Annotated in this window: 16 protein-coding genes; 13 read left to right on the plus strand and 3 right to left on the minus strand. The window is 45.0% G+C overall.

Annotation, left to right across the window (positions count from 1 at the left end):
* Nucleotides 1-115 precede the first annotated feature (115 nt).
* Together putP and plsY are read right to left on the minus strand one after the other, a co-directional pair.
* Nucleotides 116-1591: a sodium/proline symporter PutP gene (putP, locus tag J7E35_RS18600; protein WP_214782361.1), complete on the minus strand. Its 1476-nt coding sequence runs from the start codon at nt 1589-1591 to the stop codon at nt 116-118.
* Between the two features lie 195 nt (nt 1592-1786).
* Nucleotides 1787-2407: a glycerol-3-phosphate 1-O-acyltransferase PlsY gene (gene plsY, locus J7E35_RS18605; RefSeq protein WP_214782364.1), complete on the minus strand. Its 621-nt coding sequence runs from the start codon at nt 2405-2407 to the stop codon at nt 1787-1789.
* 610 nt (nt 2408-3017) lie between these two features.
* Between plsY and J7E35_RS18610 the strand changes: the two genes are divergently transcribed.
* From J7E35_RS18610 to J7E35_RS18655, 11 genes are all read left to right on the plus strand, one after another.
* Complete coding sequence (locus J7E35_RS18610) at nt 3018-3959, plus strand: diacylglycerol kinase (RefSeq protein ID WP_214782367.1); 942 nt, start codon at nt 3018-3020, stop codon at nt 3957-3959.
* A gap of 426 nt (nt 3960-4385) precedes the next feature.
* On the plus strand, nt 4386-4937 hold the full coding sequence (locus J7E35_RS18615) for a cysteine hydrolase family protein (RefSeq protein ID WP_214782370.1): 552 nt from the start codon (nt 4386-4388) through the stop codon (nt 4935-4937).
* Between the two features lie 104 nt (nt 4938-5041).
* Complete coding sequence (locus J7E35_RS18620) at nt 5042-6520, plus strand: nicotinate phosphoribosyltransferase (RefSeq protein ID WP_214782373.1); 1479 nt, start codon at nt 5042-5044, stop codon at nt 6518-6520.
* 168 nt (nt 6521-6688) lie between these two features.
* Nucleotides 6689-7183, plus strand: a complete 495-nt coding sequence (locus J7E35_RS18625; protein WP_214782376.1) for an RNA polymerase sigma factor — start codon at nt 6689-6691, stop codon at nt 7181-7183.
* Nucleotides 7176-8156, plus strand: a complete 981-nt coding sequence (locus tag J7E35_RS18630) for an anti sigma factor C-terminal domain-containing protein (RefSeq protein ID WP_214782379.1) — start codon at nt 7176-7178, stop codon at nt 8154-8156. The genes J7E35_RS18625 and J7E35_RS18630 overlap by 8 nt, the downstream gene beginning before the upstream one ends.
* A 94-nt stretch (nt 8157-8250) precedes the next feature.
* Nucleotides 8251-9324: an ATP-binding protein gene (locus J7E35_RS23770; protein WP_214782382.1), complete on the plus strand. Its 1074-nt coding sequence runs from the start codon at nt 8251-8253 to the stop codon at nt 9322-9324.
* A gap of 122 nt (nt 9325-9446) precedes the next feature.
* Entirely contained in the window at nt 9447-11579 is a 2133-nt protein-coding gene (recQ, locus tag J7E35_RS18640) for a DNA helicase RecQ (RefSeq protein ID WP_214782385.1), read from the plus strand.
* Between the two features lie 581 nt (nt 11580-12160).
* A complete protein-coding gene (locus tag J7E35_RS23580) occupies nt 12161-12295 on the plus strand; it encodes a hypothetical protein (protein WP_285290812.1) in 135 nt (44 codons plus the stop codon).
* 71 nt (nt 12296-12366) lie between these two features.
* Entirely contained in the window at nt 12367-13320 is a 954-nt protein-coding gene (locus J7E35_RS18645) for an ABC transporter permease subunit (protein WP_214782388.1), read from the plus strand.
* Nucleotides 13313-14203: an ABC transporter permease subunit gene (locus J7E35_RS18650; RefSeq protein ID WP_214782390.1), complete on the plus strand. Its 891-nt coding sequence runs from the start codon at nt 13313-13315 to the stop codon at nt 14201-14203. Before J7E35_RS18645 ends, J7E35_RS18650 begins: the two co-directional genes overlap by 8 nt.
* Nucleotides 14204-14338: 135 nt before the next feature.
* Nucleotides 14339-14788, plus strand: a complete 450-nt coding sequence (locus J7E35_RS18655; protein WP_214782392.1) for a BsuPI-related putative proteinase inhibitor — start codon at nt 14339-14341, stop codon at nt 14786-14788.
* A 43-nt stretch (nt 14789-14831) separates the two neighbouring features.
* Here the strand turns inward: J7E35_RS18655 and J7E35_RS18660 are convergent, their stop codons facing one another.
* Complete coding sequence (locus tag J7E35_RS18660; protein WP_214782394.1) at nt 14832-15107, minus strand: hypothetical protein; 276 nt, start codon at nt 15105-15107, stop codon at nt 14832-14834.
* Nucleotides 15108-15297: 190 nt separating this feature from the next.
* Between J7E35_RS18660 and J7E35_RS18665 the strand changes: the two genes are divergently transcribed.
* On the plus strand, nt 15298-15693 hold the full coding sequence (locus J7E35_RS18665) for a hypothetical protein (protein ID WP_214782396.1): 396 nt from the start codon (nt 15298-15300) through the stop codon (nt 15691-15693).
* Between the two features lie 133 nt (nt 15694-15826).
* A complete protein-coding gene (rlmD, locus tag J7E35_RS18670) occupies nt 15827-17197 on the plus strand; it encodes a 23S rRNA (uracil(1939)-C(5))-methyltransferase RlmD (protein WP_214782398.1) in 1371 nt (456 codons plus the stop codon).
* Nucleotides 17198-17578 lie beyond the last annotated feature (381 nt).

Below are 17578 nucleotides of genomic sequence, written 5' to 3' on the forward strand. Positions count from 1 at the left end.
TCAGACTTTTAGTTATCATTATATGAATTCGATTATCGATATGTAATTTCCTGTAAGTTTTTATCGGAAAATCAAATTAAAATACCACAGAGAAAGGCTCTCTGTGGCATCAATTTTAGGATTTTAAGTTTTCAACACTCATATCGAATTCTTTTTCAATCTCAGGGTTTGGTTTATAAGTTACCAAGCTGACAGCAACAGAAATAATCAGGTTGATAATGAAACCCGGAACGATTTCGTACATCACATCGCTCAGGCCGAAATTGCTCCAGATGACGACGGTAGCGGCCCCGGCAATCATACCGAGAATCGCGCCCCAGTTGGTCATCTTCTTCCAGTACAGGCTAAGGATGATGATTGGTCCGAACGCTGCGCCGAAGCCAGCCCAGGCGTACGCAACCAGGCCAAGGATCGTGTCGTTCTGCACCCAGGCAAGTGATGCAGCGATGATGGCTACTAAGAGTACCGCCAAACGTCCAAAAAACACGTATTGCTTATCAGTTTTTTCTTTTTTGAACAAGATTTTATACAAGTCCTCAGTCAGGGCGCTGGACGTTACGATCAGCTGGGAGGAGATTGTGCTCATGATTGCTGCCAGTACGGCTGCCAGCATGAGGCCGGCGAACAATGGATGGAAGAAGATTTGCCCGAGTACGATAAATACTGCTTCAGGGTTATCCAGCTTAACATCCGGATTCTGTGTAAAATAAGCAAGACCGATCAAAGCTGTCAGCATTGCTCCAATCAAGGAGAAGATCATCCAGCCCATTCCGATTCTTCTGGCGCTCTTTGTTTCTTTTATTGAGGTGATTGCCATGAAGCGGGTGATGATATGAGGCTGGCCGAAGTAGCCAAGACCCCATGCTGCAGTTGATATGATACCGAGCACCGTCGTACCTTTAAATAAATCTAGCAATGCAGGGTCAATCGAACGGATGGTATCGAATGTTTCTGCAGGTCCCCCAGTTTTTGAGAAGCCGATAATCGGCACTAGCAGCAGGGCGAGAAGCATCATCATTCCCTGGATAAAATCTGTATAGCTTACTGCCAGAAAGCCGCCGAATAATGTGTAGGCAACTACGACTGCAGAGACCAGCAGCAAGCCGGTATGGTAATCAAGGCCGAATGAATTCTCGAAGAAAACAGCTCCGGCGACCATCCCGGAGGAAACGTAGAAAGTAAAAAATAGAAGAATAACAATTCCGGATACAATTCTTAAAAGCTTTGTATCATCTTTAAAACGGTTTTCCAGGAAGCTTGGAATCGTGATGGAGTCATTCGCCACATGGGTGTATGAGCGAAGTCGAGGTGCTACATAAAGCCAGTTGAGATACGCGCCGACGGTCAATCCTATGGCAATCCATGCATTCGCTAAACCGCTTACATAAATTCCTCCTGGAAGGCCCATCAAAAGCCATCCGCTCATGTCAGCCGCACCGGCGCTGAGCGCTGTGACTGCCGGACCGAGTGATCTGCCGCCAAGCATGTAGTCAGTCAAATTGCTTGTCTTTTTGTAGGAATACCAGCCGATATAAAGCATCGCGGCCATGTAGATCCCGATGGCAATGATTTGATACATTTCATTGGACATAATCTTTCCCCCTTTGTTATTGTGAAAAATTATTGAAAAAATATTGCTAATACAAATAATATTCTATCATTTCATATTAATGAATAACAATCTATTTTTTCTCCAAAAATACTATTATATAAATAGTATTTTATTTTACTAATATATCTATAGAGTAAAATAATAACCATGGCTGATGGAAGCCATGGTTAAAGTTTACGTCTTAAGATCTTTTGGAGGGAGACGGTCACCCTTCACCTTTTTATCATTGATTTTTGGTTCCTTGCCGATGAAAAAGTTCTGCAGATTAGAACGATGGAGGAAAATTAAAAATATAATAAAAGCAGTAAAGATGATTGGTTCATTAATCTCCGGAGAGTAAAATGAAAAAATGAGCATCGCGATACCCACCGAAATCGAACCCATGAACACATATTTGGTCAGAAAAATGACCGCGAAAAAGGTCACATACACGGCCAGGAACATTCCGATGTCAACTACCAGCAGTGCGCCCGCCGTCGTTGCGATCGCCTTGCCGCCGCGGAATCCTGCGAAAATCGGGAAGCAGTGTCCGATGACGGCAATCAGGCCGGCATACAGCGGTTCAACAGGAGTATTGAAGATCAGCGGAAGCGAAGTTGCCAGCATCCCTTTTGCTACATCCACAAGCAGCACGACAATCGCTGCCCGCTTGCCCATGACCCGCAATGTATTCGTCGCGCCTGGGTTTTTGCTGCCATGATCCCTGATATCCACATGGAAAAAATATTTACCAATCAATAAAGCAGTAGGGATGGAACCAACCAAATATGCTGCAAAAAGACAAATCCAAGTCATATAGCGTCACCCTTTTAATCTAGTTAAAGAATTTTATTCTGAAATAGTCCTGGTTAGAAGGTTTTTATTACCGTGCCAAAAGTATTTTGATACTAAAACTGGTGTTGTGCATGCAGATAACCTTCGGGAACTTTTATACCGTTTTTAACGTCTGTAATATCAGAAAGCAGTTTGTATCCTTTTTTTATTGAAGCACTTAAATATGAAAACACGCATGGAAATAGAGTCGAGCAAGACAATGGGTTCATGTCCAATTGAGTAAATCAATAGTGCAGCCCGAAACGCAGCTTGTACTTTTGCCAAGATTGTAAATTGGGTAATAAGGTTTGAATGGGCTATAAATTTATATCCTAAATCACAGGTGGAGGTTTCCAATTTATGTAACCACCCTCTTTGTATTGTAAAAAAGAAAGAGGATGAATGGAAGAGTTTTTCGAAAAATACGATAGTTAACACTTTGAATAAATAGTGGGTTCTTTTTGGCAAATGGGCAGAAATTAGTTTATGATATATCCGGTACCATCGATATTCAGGTAATTGCCTGGATAGTCGTAATGGGCTATGATGTAAAAGAATGGAATTTAAAACCATATTAAGTAGGATGATGGGTATGAAAAGAGCAAGAATCATTTATAATCCGACTTCAGGTCGTGAAATTTTTAAAAAGCATCTTGCTGAGGTCTTGGTGAAGCTGGAGAATGCCGGCTATGAGACTTCATGCCATGCAACGACAGGTGAAGGGGACGCGACGCAGGCAGCAAGGATTGCGGTCGAGCGGCGCTATGACCTGGTGATTGCGGCTGGCGGGGATGGTACGATCAATGAAGTAGTCAATGGGATAGCTGAACAGGAATACCGCCCGAAAATCGGTGTCATTCCGGTCGGCACAACAAATGACTTTGCACGCGCGCTCCATATCCCAAGGGATATCGATGCTGCGGTCGACATTATTGTTAAAGGTGACACGATCCCGGTGGACGTAGGCCGGATCAACGATAAATATTTCATTAATATAGCAGGCGGCGGCAGACTGACGGAGCTGACATACGAAGTGCCGAGCAAGCTCAAGACCATGCTGGGACAGCTCGCTTATTATCTAAAAGGAATCGAGATGGTGCCATCCATTCGTGCTTCTGAAGTAACAATTGAGTATGATGGAAAGCTTTACGAAGGCGAAGTCATGATGTTCCTTGTCGGGCTGACGAATTCCGTCGGAGGCTTTGAACGCTTGGCTCCAAACTCATCAATCAATGATGGAATGTTTTCTTTGTTGATTTTGAAAAAGACGAACCTGGCTGATTTTATCAGAATTGCCTCACTCGCAGTCCGCGGTGAGCACATTAATGACCCGGGTGTGATTTACACACAGGCAAACCGTATCAAGGTTCAATCTAAGGAAACTGTGCAATTGAACCTCGACGGTGAATATGGCGGCAATCTGCCAGCAGAATTCGAAAACCTGTTCAGGCACATTCAAGTCTATGTGCCGCTGGATGAAATTCGTCCCGAAGACCGTCCGGAGAATCTGGAATTGAATTTTAAAGCGGAATGATCGGAAGCCACTCCTTGGTTTGGAGTGGTTTTTCTGTGCGCTGAGATAGGGTATAGGAGGATATTATAGATTACTTGAAACAAGGCTAGTGTATTTACTTGGTCTTCGGACAACAGCAAGAGGAGAATCCGCGAAAATGTCCGAACCTGGTATGACTTCGGACAAAATGAAGAGGAGAAGCCGCGAAAATGTCCGAACCTGGTAGACTTCGGACAAAATCAAGAGGAGAATCCGCGAAATTGTCCGAACCTGATGTGACTTCGGACAAAATCATGAGGAGAGGCAGAGGTTTTTTCTGATGACTGGTTTTGGAGGTAATTTCTAAAAAGCAATCAACCAAAATATCCTGCCAAGATGAAAAATTTGCCTGTACATCATATTTGGAAGAAAATAAAAGATAATAAGATAAAAGGATGTGGATACATAATGGGGAAGAAGGCGTTGATCAATATCGACTATACATATGACTTTGTTGCGGATGATGGGCGGCTGACTTGCGGAGAGCCGGGGCAGGCGATTGAAGAGAAGCTTGTCGGCGTGACGAAGGGGTTCATCGGAAATAGTGACTATGTTGTATTCGCGATTGATGTCCATGATGAAGGCGATGAGTTCCATCCGGAGACAAAGCTGTATCCGCCGCACAATATCCGCGGTACGAAGGGCAGGGATTTGTACGGAAGCCTGCAGGAGGTTTATGAGGAAAATAAGCATCTTGACTATGTACACTATATTGACAAGACCAGATACTCGGCGTTCGCAGGCACGGACCTGGAGATCAAGCTGCGCGAGCGGGGAATCACTGAAGTACATCTCGTCGGCGTCTGCACGGATATATGTGTCCTTCACACGGCAGTTGACGCTTATAACAGGGGATTTAAGGTTATTGTGTATAAAGATGCTGTTGCTTCCTTTGACCAAATAGGCCATGAGTGGTCGCTCCGTCATTTTGAGAGCTCGATTGGAGCCGAGGTCAAGTAATGCCCAACGAAGTTATAACTGCTCGATTTGAAGCCAGGGCAGGTAGTGCCGACCGGCGTTAAAAATAGCTCTCTATTGATGGCAGTAAATTTGGAGGTTTTTTGATGAGCACTAAATTCACAGATGACAGCTTGATGCTGCATACGGACTTATACCAATTGAATATGATGGAAACATACTGGCGCGATGGCGTTCACAATCGCCGCGCAGTCTTTGATTTATTTTTCCGGAAGCTTCCTTTCGGCAATGGCTATGCCGTTTTTGCCGGGCTAGAAAAAATCATCAGCTATATCGAAAACTTTGGCTTTACGGAAGATGATATTCAATACTTAAGAGAAGAAGGAAAGTTCGATGAGGATTTTCTTGCCTTTTTAAAAGATTTGCGTTTTACAGGATCAATCCGTGCGATGCAGGAGGGCGAGATTGTTTTTGCCAATGAGCCCCTGGTCAGAGTGGATGCACCCCTGGTTCAAGCGCAATTGATTGAAACGGCGCTGCTTAATATTGTGAACTATCAGACACTAATTGCGACCAAGGCCTCAAGGATCAAACAGGTTGTAAAGAACGAAATCGCGATGGAGTTCGGCAGCCGCCGTGCGCATGAAATGGATGCAGCACTGTGGGGCACACGCGCCGCGTATGTTGGAGGCTTTGATTCCACAAGCAACGTGCGTGCTGGCAAGCTGTTCGGAATCCCGATTTCCGGAACGCATGCACACTCAATGGTACAGGCGTACAGAGATGACTACACCGCTTTTAAAAAATACGCGGAGACGCACAGGGACTGCGTTTTCCTTGTCGATACGTATGATACGCTGAGATCCGGAGTGCCAAACGCAATAAAAGTGGCAAAGGAATTCGGCGATAAAATCAATTTCGTCGGCATCCGTCTCGACAGCGGCGACCTTGCCTACCTTTCAAAGGAAGCTCGTAAAATGCTTGATGAAGCAGGTTTTAAGGATGCTAAAATCGTAGCATCCAGCGATCTGGATGAGTATACGATTATGAACTTGAAAGCTCAGGGTGCGAAAATCGATACTTGGGGAGTCGGAACAAAGCTGATTACTGCCTATGAACAGGCTGCCCTAGGTGCTGTATATAAAATCGTCTCAGTCGAGCAGGGTGACGGAACGATGGAGGACACCATCAAGATTTCTTCCAACCCCGAAAAAGTGACGACGCCGGGCATTAAAAATGTATACAGGATCATCAACAAAGCCAATAATCGCTCTGAAGGGGATTACATCACGCTTGAAGGTGAAGATCCACAGCAGGAAAAGCGCCTGAAGATGTTCCACCCGGTCCATACTTTTGTCAGCAAATTCGTCACCAATTTCGACGCGCGGGATCTGCATCACGATATTTTCAAGGAGGGCAAGCTTGTGTACACCCAGCCGAGCCTGGAAGAAGTCCGAAAGCATTCTAAATACTGCCTCGGCGTTCTCTGGGAAGAATACACACGTATGCTTAATCCCGAAGAATATCCAGTCGACCTCAGCCAGAAATGCTGGGACAACAAAATGCGCAATATAGAAGAAGTGAAAGAAAAGGTCATGGAGATGACTGGAGAGAAGACGGAATAGAATGGGCTGCTTTCCTTAGGGGGAAGCAGTTTTTTATATTGCGTGGATATTATTGAAGCACAAATGAACCTAATCCAGGTTCATTTTTTATTGGAAAAATAAACAAAAACCTTGTCCAAATGTGTTAACTTTTCAATAGGATAAACGTTATATAAGCGGGAGGTCGGTATGGGAGATGTAAATCAAGATCTTAATAATGAGCTGAACATTGTGTATCGGTATCTGCTGAAGCAGGGAATTGCCCATGTCGATGCAGAAGATATTGTTCAGGAAACCGCATATAAATATTTGCTTTATAGTGATTCGATCCAGCCGGCAAAAACCCGCAGCTGGCTGATTCGTGTCGCCTTGAATTTTCATTATGACCAATACCGGAAGCTTAGACGCATTGAGCTTACTTTGGAGAATGATCAGCACACGTCCAATAGTGACGAACAGCCTGAAGCAGCCATTTTAACAAAGGAAAGCGCAAGTGAGCTTGGAGAATCGCTGGGCCAGTTAAAGCCCCAATACCAGGAGTTATTATTATTGAAATATCAGAGCGGGCTTTCCTACCAGGAAATTGCGCAATTATTGGGCGTTAGTATGAGTTCAGTCAAAACTAATTTGTTCAGGGCCAGGCAGCGGTTAGCTAAGGTATTAAAGGAGGCAGACTATGACTGAGAATAACAGAGAAAAAACCTCGCAGGATATTGACTTTATGAGCAGTCCTTCCATGCAGAGAGCATTAAGGAAATCGAGACTGAAGCAGACCATTAGGTACACAGTCATTGCATTCCTTGCGTCGGCGTTATTGTTGACTGTGGTATTTATAGGCAGTGATTATCTCATGAATAAAAAACTGCGGGACAACCGGAACTTCATGCAACGCATGGTGAAGGGCGCAAATATTACTGGGGAAAACACTTATTATATTCATAATCTCTTCAGCGTCTTAGGGGAAACAACTTATTATAAAACAATTGGTGGCAGGCAGATTGTCTGGGATAAAACAACTAAAAAAATCCCTCTTTTCGGGCGGACCCAAATCATCCACCGCGGCAGCGGAATGGTTGCAACGAATGGCATGGACGAAGAAGCGAAAAGGACGGTCCGTTATAATGATTTTAATAATGAACGGAAGATTGATTTCTATTATCCGGGCCTGTCATATGATTTTTTGCCAAAGGAATTGGATCTTGCTGCAAGTTTGGATCAGAATATGCTTGTTGAGGTTGCCCTGTCTTTCAAGGAGCCGATGACATTGGATCAGCTGAGCAAAACTCTTGGGCATGAAAATGTCAATTGGTTATGGGTGGATACGACGTCTGAATCACAAAGGGCAAGGATGAATGATGAATTAGACGATGACAGCTTAAAAGTAAAGGGCGGAGGCAATGCTTTTGGATTTGAAGTGACAGAAGCTTATCCTTATTCAGCAAGTAATGGCCCAGGGTATATTGGCGCCTTAGAAGGAGCAAGCCAATCAAGCTCTTCTGCAAAAAAAGCCCTGAATGCGATCAAGGCTAATGCCCAAAATGGTGAAATTTTGATCAGCGGTGCAGTCGTTACCGGGACCCCGGAAGAATTGCAGCGTTTCAGGACGCTGGATTTTATCAGGGCATCGGTACTTGGAGTGACAATTGATAAATATTAGTTCTAATCCGTCACTATTTCACTGTTTTTTTAGAGGATTTCCCCTAGTGATAAAGAATTATTAGGGTACGAATCTTTTCTAGGGGTGCTGCCGTGTGAATGACAAGTATATCGGTGTAGATTATGAACAGTTCATACCTAGGGAAACAGGCTTTATATTTAAATTCATCAAAAAAGACAACCAATTCATCCATACTTTTATTGAAGGGAAGCTCATAGAAAAGATCGGTCTTTACTCAGACCTTATAATCGGAAAAACGTTGATCGAATTTTTGCCGGCTGACCAGGTAAAACGCAAAGAGATTTTTTACGAAAAGGCCTGGAATGGGGAGCAAGTCAACTATGAAGGCAACCTTGGAGGCATTTATTATTTGGCGGTTCTGAATCCAATTCAAATAAATGGAGAGACGGTTGAGGTCATCGGGACAGCGATAGATATAACCAGCGAAAAAACGAGGGAGAAGCAGGCGCAGCAAATGGAGAAGCTCTCTGTAGTTGGAGAACTGGCAGCAGGGATTGCGCATGAAATCAGGAATCCGCTCACCTCGCTAAAAGGTTTTGCTAAAATCGTCAAAGAAAGCGTTGCAGATCAAAAGTTGATTCCTTACCTCGATATCATGCTGGATGAAATGGACCGAATCAATCAAATCGTCAATGAGTTCATGTTCATTGCCAAACCGAATGAGAATGTTCATTTTCAATATGTGAATTTTAGTAAGCTGGTTTCCGATTGCATTCACTTCATGGAACCCCAGGCCAACCTTAAAAGTATAAAAGTTGATTTTGAAGTTGATAGGGAAATCATTTTGAATTGTGACCGGAACCAGATGAAGCAGGTGTTGATTAACCTTCTCCAGAATGCGATTGAAGCGACGGATGATAATGGCCATTTTATCAGCGTAAGGCTTGATGAAGTGGTTGGGGAATCGGTCATGGTCACCATTCGTGATAAGGGCTGCGGAATACCAGAATCCCGGTTGAAGCGATTGTTTGAACCTTTTTATTCAACGAAGGAAAAGGGCACCGGATTGGGTTTGCTCACCTGCAAACGGATCATCGACCTTCACCAAGGCAGCATCGATATTGAAAGCCAGCCTGGGGAAGGCACACTCATCCGTATCGTGCTGCCTCGCAATAAAAATGCAGAAACATTGTTGATTGCAGAATAGACGGTGCCATGCTTTTTTGAAGCATGGCATTTTTGCTGTCGTTCTAGAAGGTTTATCTGTTAAAATGAAAGAGTAACCCTCTATTTCCCCCACATTTTCTCACTGAAAGGAGCCACCTCGTTATGCTGCAAAAAGCTCATGAATTATTGCAAAATCATTTTGGTTATTCCTCATTCCGCTTGGGGCAGGAACAGGCGATTTCATCTGTGCTTGAAGGAAAAAACACGGTCTGCGTCATGCCGACTGGAGGAGGTAAATCGATCGTCTATCAAATCCCGGCGCTCGTGCTGCCTGGGACAACCATCGTCATTTCTCCGCTGATCTCTCTGATGAAGGACCAGGTCGATACGCTCACCCAGCTTGGCATTCCGGCAACATATATCAATAGCTCGCTGACTGCGGGTGAAGCTGCCGCTCGAATGGATGACGCCAGGAACGGAAAGTACAAGCTATTGTACATCGCGCCCGAGCGGCTGGGGTCCTGGGAGTTCATCGATGACCTGCAGGACATGGAAATCCCGCTAATCGCCGTCGATGAAGCACACTGTATTTCCCAGTGGGGACATGATTTCCGCCCAAGCTATCTGCAGATTTCGGGACTTGCTGACCGTTTGCCGAGAAAGCCGATTGTTCTTGCCTTGACGGCAACAGCAACACCTAAAGTACGGGAAGACATTTGCGCTTCGTTAAAAATAAACCCTGAGAATACGGTGATTACCGGGTTTGAGCGCAGCAATCTCAGTTTTTCTGTAGTAAAAGGGCAGGATCGCCAGGCGTATTTAAGGGATTTTATCAAAAAGAATGAAAAGGAAGCTGGCATCATTTATGCGGCGACAAGGAAGATTGTCGACCAGCTGTATGAATGGCTGCAGAAAGAAGGTTTCGATGCGGCACGCTACCACGCGGGCATGAACGATGAAGACCGCAACAGAGAACAGGAACGATTTTTGCAGGATGAAGCGACCGTGATGGTTGCGACATCGGCATTCGGAATGGGCATCGATAAAAGCAATATCAGATATGTCCTCCACTTCCAGCTGCCGAAGAATATGGAGAGTTACTATCAGGAGGCCGGCCGTGCCGGTCGTGATGGACTGGACAGCGAATGTACCGTGCTTTATTCGTCGCAGGATGTCCAGGTTCAGCGCTTTTTGATTGACCAGTCCCCCGATCGCGAACGAATAGGGCCTGAGCTGGAAAAATTGCAACAAATGGTCGGTTACTGCCATACCGAGGAATGCCTGCAATCCTACATCCTTCACTATTTTGGCGAGACAGAGACGGAGCCGTGCGGACGCTGCGGCAATTGTACGGATGCTCGTGATACGGAGGATGTCACGAAGGATGCTCAGATGGTGCTGTCTTGCATCATCCGGATGGGACAGAAATACGGTAAAGCAATGACGGCCAATGTTTTGACCGGCTCTAGGAATAAAAAGGTCCTCGAGTTCCGGCTTGATAAATTGCCGACGTATGGCTTGATGAAGGATCGGAATGCCAAGCAGGTCAATGACCTGATTGAGTTCCTGATTTCCCAGGAGCTGATTGGCGTCGAGCATGGGACCTACCCGACGATTTATGTGCCGGAGAAAGGGAAGGATGTTTTGCTCGGCAAGACAAAGGTTTTCAGGAAGGAAGCCATCAAGGTCAAGCAGGTTTCAAATGATGATCCGTTGTTTGAAGAACTGCGTGAATTGCGCAGGGAGGTTGCCGCTGCGGAAAAGGTGCCGCCGTTTATGATTTTCTCCGATTCCTCATTGAAGGATATGTGCCTGAAGCTGCCGCTGACGGATGCTGAGTTTCTCAATGTGGCTGGTGTCGGGGAACACAAGCTGCAGAAATATGGTGCTCCGTTCATACAAAGGATTATCGAGTTCTGCGAGGAGCATCCTGAGCGCCAGCCAGTGATGAATGCCGTTGCAGAACCAGTGGGGAAACCGGCGAAAAAAGCCGTCGGGGATTCTCATCTTGAAACCTACAAGCTCCATCAGGAGAAACTGTCCGTAGCCGAGATTGCCGCGAAGCGCGAGCTGGTCGAAAGCACGGTCGAAAATCACCTGATCCAGTGCATCCAGCAGGGAATGGAAGTTGATTATGGGGTGCTGATCCCTGCTCGGCATATCGATGGCCTTGAAAAGGCCGTCGCAGAAGCCGGCCGCGAAAGGCTCAAGCCAATCAAGGAACTGCTGCCTGATGAAGTCAGCTATTTTATGATCAAGGCATTTCTGTATATGTCGAAAAAGAAGGTCCATTAAGAAGAGACGAAGCCCGCGGGCTTCGTCTTTTTTAATACCTCTGAACGATTATGACCATCTAAGCTGAAAATTCTGAGGTAAGTGGCCGTTGTGGGACCCTAAAGACCATCGGAGCCGGAAAAACAGCCCAAGGTGGTCATTAAAAGAGTTCTATAGACCTCCAATACCAGAATATTTAAGTAAGGTGGTCGTAAGAGCAGTCAGAAGGTATAGAGAGATATAAAAACTTTTAAATAATACTTTTCTGAAAAATTAAAAATGGTAAAATATAACTAGTGTCAAAAAAAGGCTGGTGTTAGGATGCATCCGATTACAGTTATTGAGATATTGTCGGCCTTGGGTTTCATCTTGCTGATATTAGGTGTTGGTTATTTTTTGCCCGGAAAAAAGAGAAATACTGCGATAAAGATTATGTAATTGTCGCAGAGCTCGCTTTCTTTTCGGTCCGGCCGCTTTGGATCGACTACCATCGCGGAATCAAAACGGAACAGCTGACTGATTACCTGGAAGAGAGGTATCCGGGTGAGGAGTTTAAGATTAGTTACCGAACGAGCAGGAGCTATAATCCATACCATTTGGAAGTGACGTTCGCTAATGAGCCTGGCTGGATTTACTCCTATTCTGTCAATGATGAAAGGATCAAGCAGGTAAGCGTAGGTGTACCGGATGCTCAATTGCCGGATGAAGGCCTCCATTATGAGGGTTTGGGAGATTGAGAGAAAAATAGTTTGTTGTTTGATCAGTGCAGCTTATTAGTTCAATAAAATATCGTCCACCAGGAGGCTTCATGGTTTATTTTAAAAAGGCAATCGAGCAGTTTGTTTTATGGGTCATCTGCGTATTTTTGTTTATTGGGATATTGTTTTTGCCGGCTAAGACAAATTTTGAGACGGGGCAAGGCGGACAGTTCAAATCCGCGAGCTACGATTATGAATTGGACACGCATGTCAAAAATATCACGGGTTTCTTTGCTTATATAAAGGAAAACCCTGACCTTGGGGAGTTTGTCCCGGGCCAGTCTTATGCGAATCGGATTGCGGACAAGGCGTGGAAGAGCTTGCTTTTAATTGTTCCGACCCTGATTTTGGCCTATATTTTAGGCGTCTTGAAAGGAATCTTTGATTTCAGGATGCAAAAAAGAAAGCTGAATTTTCTTGGCAATGGGACGACGTGGCTGTTCATTTCGATGCCGGACCTCTTTTTCATCATCATCGTCCAGATTGGCCTGATGTTTTTATATGAAAAAGGTTTGTTTTTCCATGTAACGTTATATGGAAGCGAAAAGCTAGAAACCTATGTAGTTGGGATTCTATTTTTGCTGATTTATCCTGTTTTCTACCTTGCGAATATCACCAATGTGAGTCTGCAGGAACAGGCGGGGAACGATTACATCCGGACCGCTAAATCAAAAGGGACTCCCGGTTTCAAAATATTATTCCTGCATATCTTGAAAAATTCGTTTCCGAGAATTTTGGCGCATGGAAATACAATCACACTCTATGTATTATCGAACCTGTTTATTGTTGAAAAATTGATGGATTTCCAGGGAGCCGCGGACGGCCTGTTTGACGCGGTGCTGAGGGGCACAGGCTTCAGGATTGGGCTGGAAATCATGGTGGACGGTATTTCGGCAGTCGGTTATACGGTCTTCTTTGCCTCAATCATTCTGGTTTCGAATCTGGTCACACAGATTTTTAAAAGTCTTGTCACTCCGGCTTCACAGGAGATGAATCATGAATAAATCATTACTATTTGGCCTGACGATCTTGTCTTTTCTGTTGGTTATTGTCCTTATAGCACCATACCTTCCGTTCGTTGACACCTCATTAAAAGAAACCGTGATGAGGCAAAAAGAAGGCGGAGGATTCGAGCTTCCGCCGTTCGCGCCGTCTGCTGATTTCCCAATTGGCTCTGATGCGAATGGCAAAGATTTATTGAGCAGGGTGCTTTTGGGTACGAAAGAAACGCTGTTAACGATCCTCGCAATTGTCCTGATTCGTTATCTTATTGCGATTCCGCTTGCGATGGCAAGTTTTTATATGAAATTATTCCGTCGCATACTGATCATGTGGAATCGATTGTTCTCATTTATGCCGCCGATTTTCTTTGTGATCTTGATTATTGGCACACCATTCGTTACTTTTTCGAGTAACCGATTTCTATGGATCATGCTTGTGCTCGCTTTAATTGAAGCAGGCAGGGTTGCCGATATCTTTTACCAGGGAATGGTCGACATCTCGAAGAAACCTTATGTGGAGGCCGGAATTGTCTCAGGCTCATCGGCTTTGACCATGCTGAGAAATTATTATTGGCCGCCGCTAAGGCCGTTTTTCATTGTCCAGTTTTTCTCCGACCTAGGGAGAACTTTATTTCTTATCGGCCAGCTCGGAATCGTGGAAATCTTTTTGAGTGTCGAATTCGTTTCCCAGCTCGGTGGAGGATATCAGGCGATGAATGCATCTAACGCTTGGCCAACCTACTTCGCGAAGATTACCCGCCATATCTGGTCGCACCCATGGCTGCCGATTACCGGTACCGCTGCCATTGGGATTACCATATTGGCTTTCTCGATGACAAGCAGCGGCCTGCAGCAATATTTTGATAAAAAGTATAAAAGAGCATAAAGTGAAGGGGGAGGGCTAACAGGCACTTACCCCTTTAGTTTGAAAATGGGTGATTTAGTTTATCTATTTATGTAACCTTTTGAACAGTTCTCCTGACAAATAGATAAAGAGTTTATTCAACAGGAGGTTCGGAAGATGAAAAAGCTATGGATGATATTGCTGCTTGGACTGCTGATCACGGGTTGTGGGACGGGGAACCAGGTTTCGAATAATGATGAGGATAAAGGAGGTGCCGGAATCGTGGCGGGAGAAATGGCTGCAAGTTTGACAGAGGAAAGCCCGTTGATTTTTCAATATGAAGTGAAGAATCAGACGGAGGAAGAAGTGACTCTTGAATTTACGAGTTCGCAAAGATACGATTATTCGGTGAAAACGAAGGATGGCAAAGAGGTTTTTCTGTTCTCAAGCGTTGCGGCCTTTTTACAGGTATTGGGAGAAGAGAAGTTGAGCCAGGGGGATTCGCTGACATATGAAATGGATCTCCATGAATTGTCGCTTGAAAAAGGCGAATATGTCCTCACTGCGTGGATGACTCCTAAAGACGGGAAGAAATACGAAGTGACGAAGGAATTCTCTGTACAGTAAAAATAGATGTTCAGAAAGCGGATGGACCTTTACCTCCGCTTTTTTATTTTAGGAATTCAAATAAACCAACAACAATCGAAATTGTACTGATTCCCGTTCCGACAATCCATTTAATTAATTGTACCTGGCTTTTGCTTAAGCTTTTTTCCATCTCCGGTGTTGTGACAAAGTCTTTTTCGTTTAAGATTTGATTCATTAAAGTTCGTACATCATTGTTGTCCAGCTGGCTCTGGATTGTTACCTGGAAGTTTTCCTGCAGGCTTTCCAATTCCTCGATTTTCATCTCTAGTTCTTTTATTTTAAGTTCGATTTCCTTCATGCCCATCACCCCCCTTTAACAAATATCCTATTCATATATTGGAATGAAGAGATGGTAGTTTACCTAAACGCAGCGTAAATGGCTGCCCAATTTCATGCAGAATAGGCGGGTTACCCAAACCATTTGCCCATTCTCACATAGGGTGTTAGAGGGACATAATAAACACACTTATTGAGAGGGGACAATTTACATGTATATGTATTCACATAATATGCCTTATTTGCATGATTCCAGATCCTACGAAACTGGTGCTGCCGGAACCCTGGCTGCTGGTTTATTAGGGGCTGGGATAGGTTATCTGGGAGGACAATTGCTTAATGGTCCAGGTTATGGATATCCAGGAGGAGCTGGTTTTGGAGGGTATGGTTATCAAGGAGGTCCGGGATTCGGAGGCTATGGTTACCAGGGAGGCCCAGGGTATGGCTTTCAGGGTGGCCCGGGATATGGCTACCAGGGAGGTCCAGGATATGGATTCCAGGGTTCTCCCAGTTACGGAGCTTATGGTTACCAGGGAACACCGGGCATTGGCGGATATGGGTACCAGTCTGCACCGTGGTCCGGAGGGTATCGACCACAGGGTTGGTAATATTTTTCGAAAAGGGAGCAAAGCGGCTCGGTCGTTTTGCTTCAGTATTTGAAAACAGGTTGATGAGTTTCGCAATCCCCCATTCAATATGATAAAATCTGACTTAGCTAATTCACAGCAAAGGACGGAAATGATGAGCAAAACGATACCGGTTAAAAAGAATGATTTTATAGATGTAGTGTTTGAGGATTTGACGCATGACGGAGCGGGTGTGGCCAAGGTTGATGGCTACCCGATTTTTGTCCAGGGCGGACTCCCTGGCGAAAAGGCAAACATCAAAGTGACCAAGGTGAACAAGGGTTACGGCTTTGGCCGCCTGATGGAGACTCTTGAAAGAAGCACCTTCCGTGTTGAGTGTCCTGCAGAGGATGCCCATAAATACGGTGGCTGCCAGCTGCAGCATATTAGCTATGAGGGTCAGCTGAAGTATAAGGAAAACCAGGTGAAGCAGGTGCTGGCAAGGATCGGCAAGCTTGAGGATGTTGTGGTGCACCCGATTCTTGGAATGGACAACCCTTGGCATTACCGGAACAAAGCCCAGGTACCTGTTGGCGAGAAGGATGGCAAGCTGATTGCTGGCTTTTTCAAGCCGCGCAGCCACGAAATCGTCGATACGGATGAAAGCCTGCTGCATCTCCAGGAAATTAACGAGGCAATCAAGGCGGTAAAAGAAATCGCCAGCGAGCTGGGCATTCAGCCTTATAATGAGGAAAAACATAAAGGTGTGCTTCGCCACATCATGGCCCGTTATGGTAGACAAACCGGTGAGCTGATGGTTGTGATTGTGACCAGGACGAATGAGATTCCACAGCAAAATAAGCTGATTGATGAAATCGTCGCAAGGCTGCCTAAGGTAAAATCGATCGTCCATAATGTTAACTCGAAGAAAACGAATGTCATCATGGGAGATAAAACCGAAGTCCTCTGGGGAAGCGAAGTCATCTATGACTATATCGGTGACATCAAGTTCGCGATTTCCGCTCGTTCGTTCTATCAGGTCAACCCTGAACAGACAAAGGTTCTCTACGACAAAGCACTCGAATACGCAGAGCTGACAGGCGAAGAGTCCGTTATTGACGCCTACTGCGGCATCGGCACAATCTCGTTATTTTTAGCGCAAAAAGCAAAGAAGGTATTCGGAGTCGAAATCGTCCCCGAAGCCATCGAAGACGCAAAAAGAAACGCCGAACTGAATGGAATCACCAATTCAGAATTCGCAGTCGGAGAAGCCGAAAAAGTCATCCCGGCATGGTATGGAGAAGGAAACAGCGCCGATGTGTTGGTCGTCGACCCGCCGCGAAAAGGCTGTGACGAAGCGCTGCTGCAAACCATCATCGACATGAAACCGAAGAAGGTTGTGTACGTGTCGTGTAACCCGGCTACCTTAGCCAGGGACCTGCGAATTCTAGAGGACGGCGGATATAAGACCGTTGAAGTACAGCCAGTTGATATGTTTCCGCAGACGACGCACGTCGAGTGCGTAGCGTTGATAGAGTTAAAATAGCTTGGTTAAGTGGCTTGTTACTAAAAATTGAAGTGCTTTTTATGTTCCCTCGGACTAATTGTTCGAGGGATTTTTGACCCCCGGGGTCTTACTTTTATCGCAGAATTAGATGTTCAAAGATATAGATAAGAGTTTTGCGTTGCCATGGATTGAGAAATAGAGGGGATTTATAAGCCATTAAATAAAGGGTTTTCGAGATTGGGGTCAGTTATGCGGTGGATATTCTCAGCCTCGAGAACCCTTGTTTTTTTATGTGGAAACATATCGATTGAAGAATTTGGCACAGAGTTGAGGAGATAGAATGGATATTTTATAGGGGGTGTGGGATAGGGATGCTGGCATAAGGGGGGGGGGCAAATTGACAAGATAGATTTGATTTTA

This window comes from Bacillus sp. ISL-45 (assembly GCF_018613195.1).
In the GTDB taxonomy this organism is placed as follows: domain Bacteria; phylum Bacillota; class Bacilli; order Bacillales; family Cytobacillaceae; genus Mesobacillus.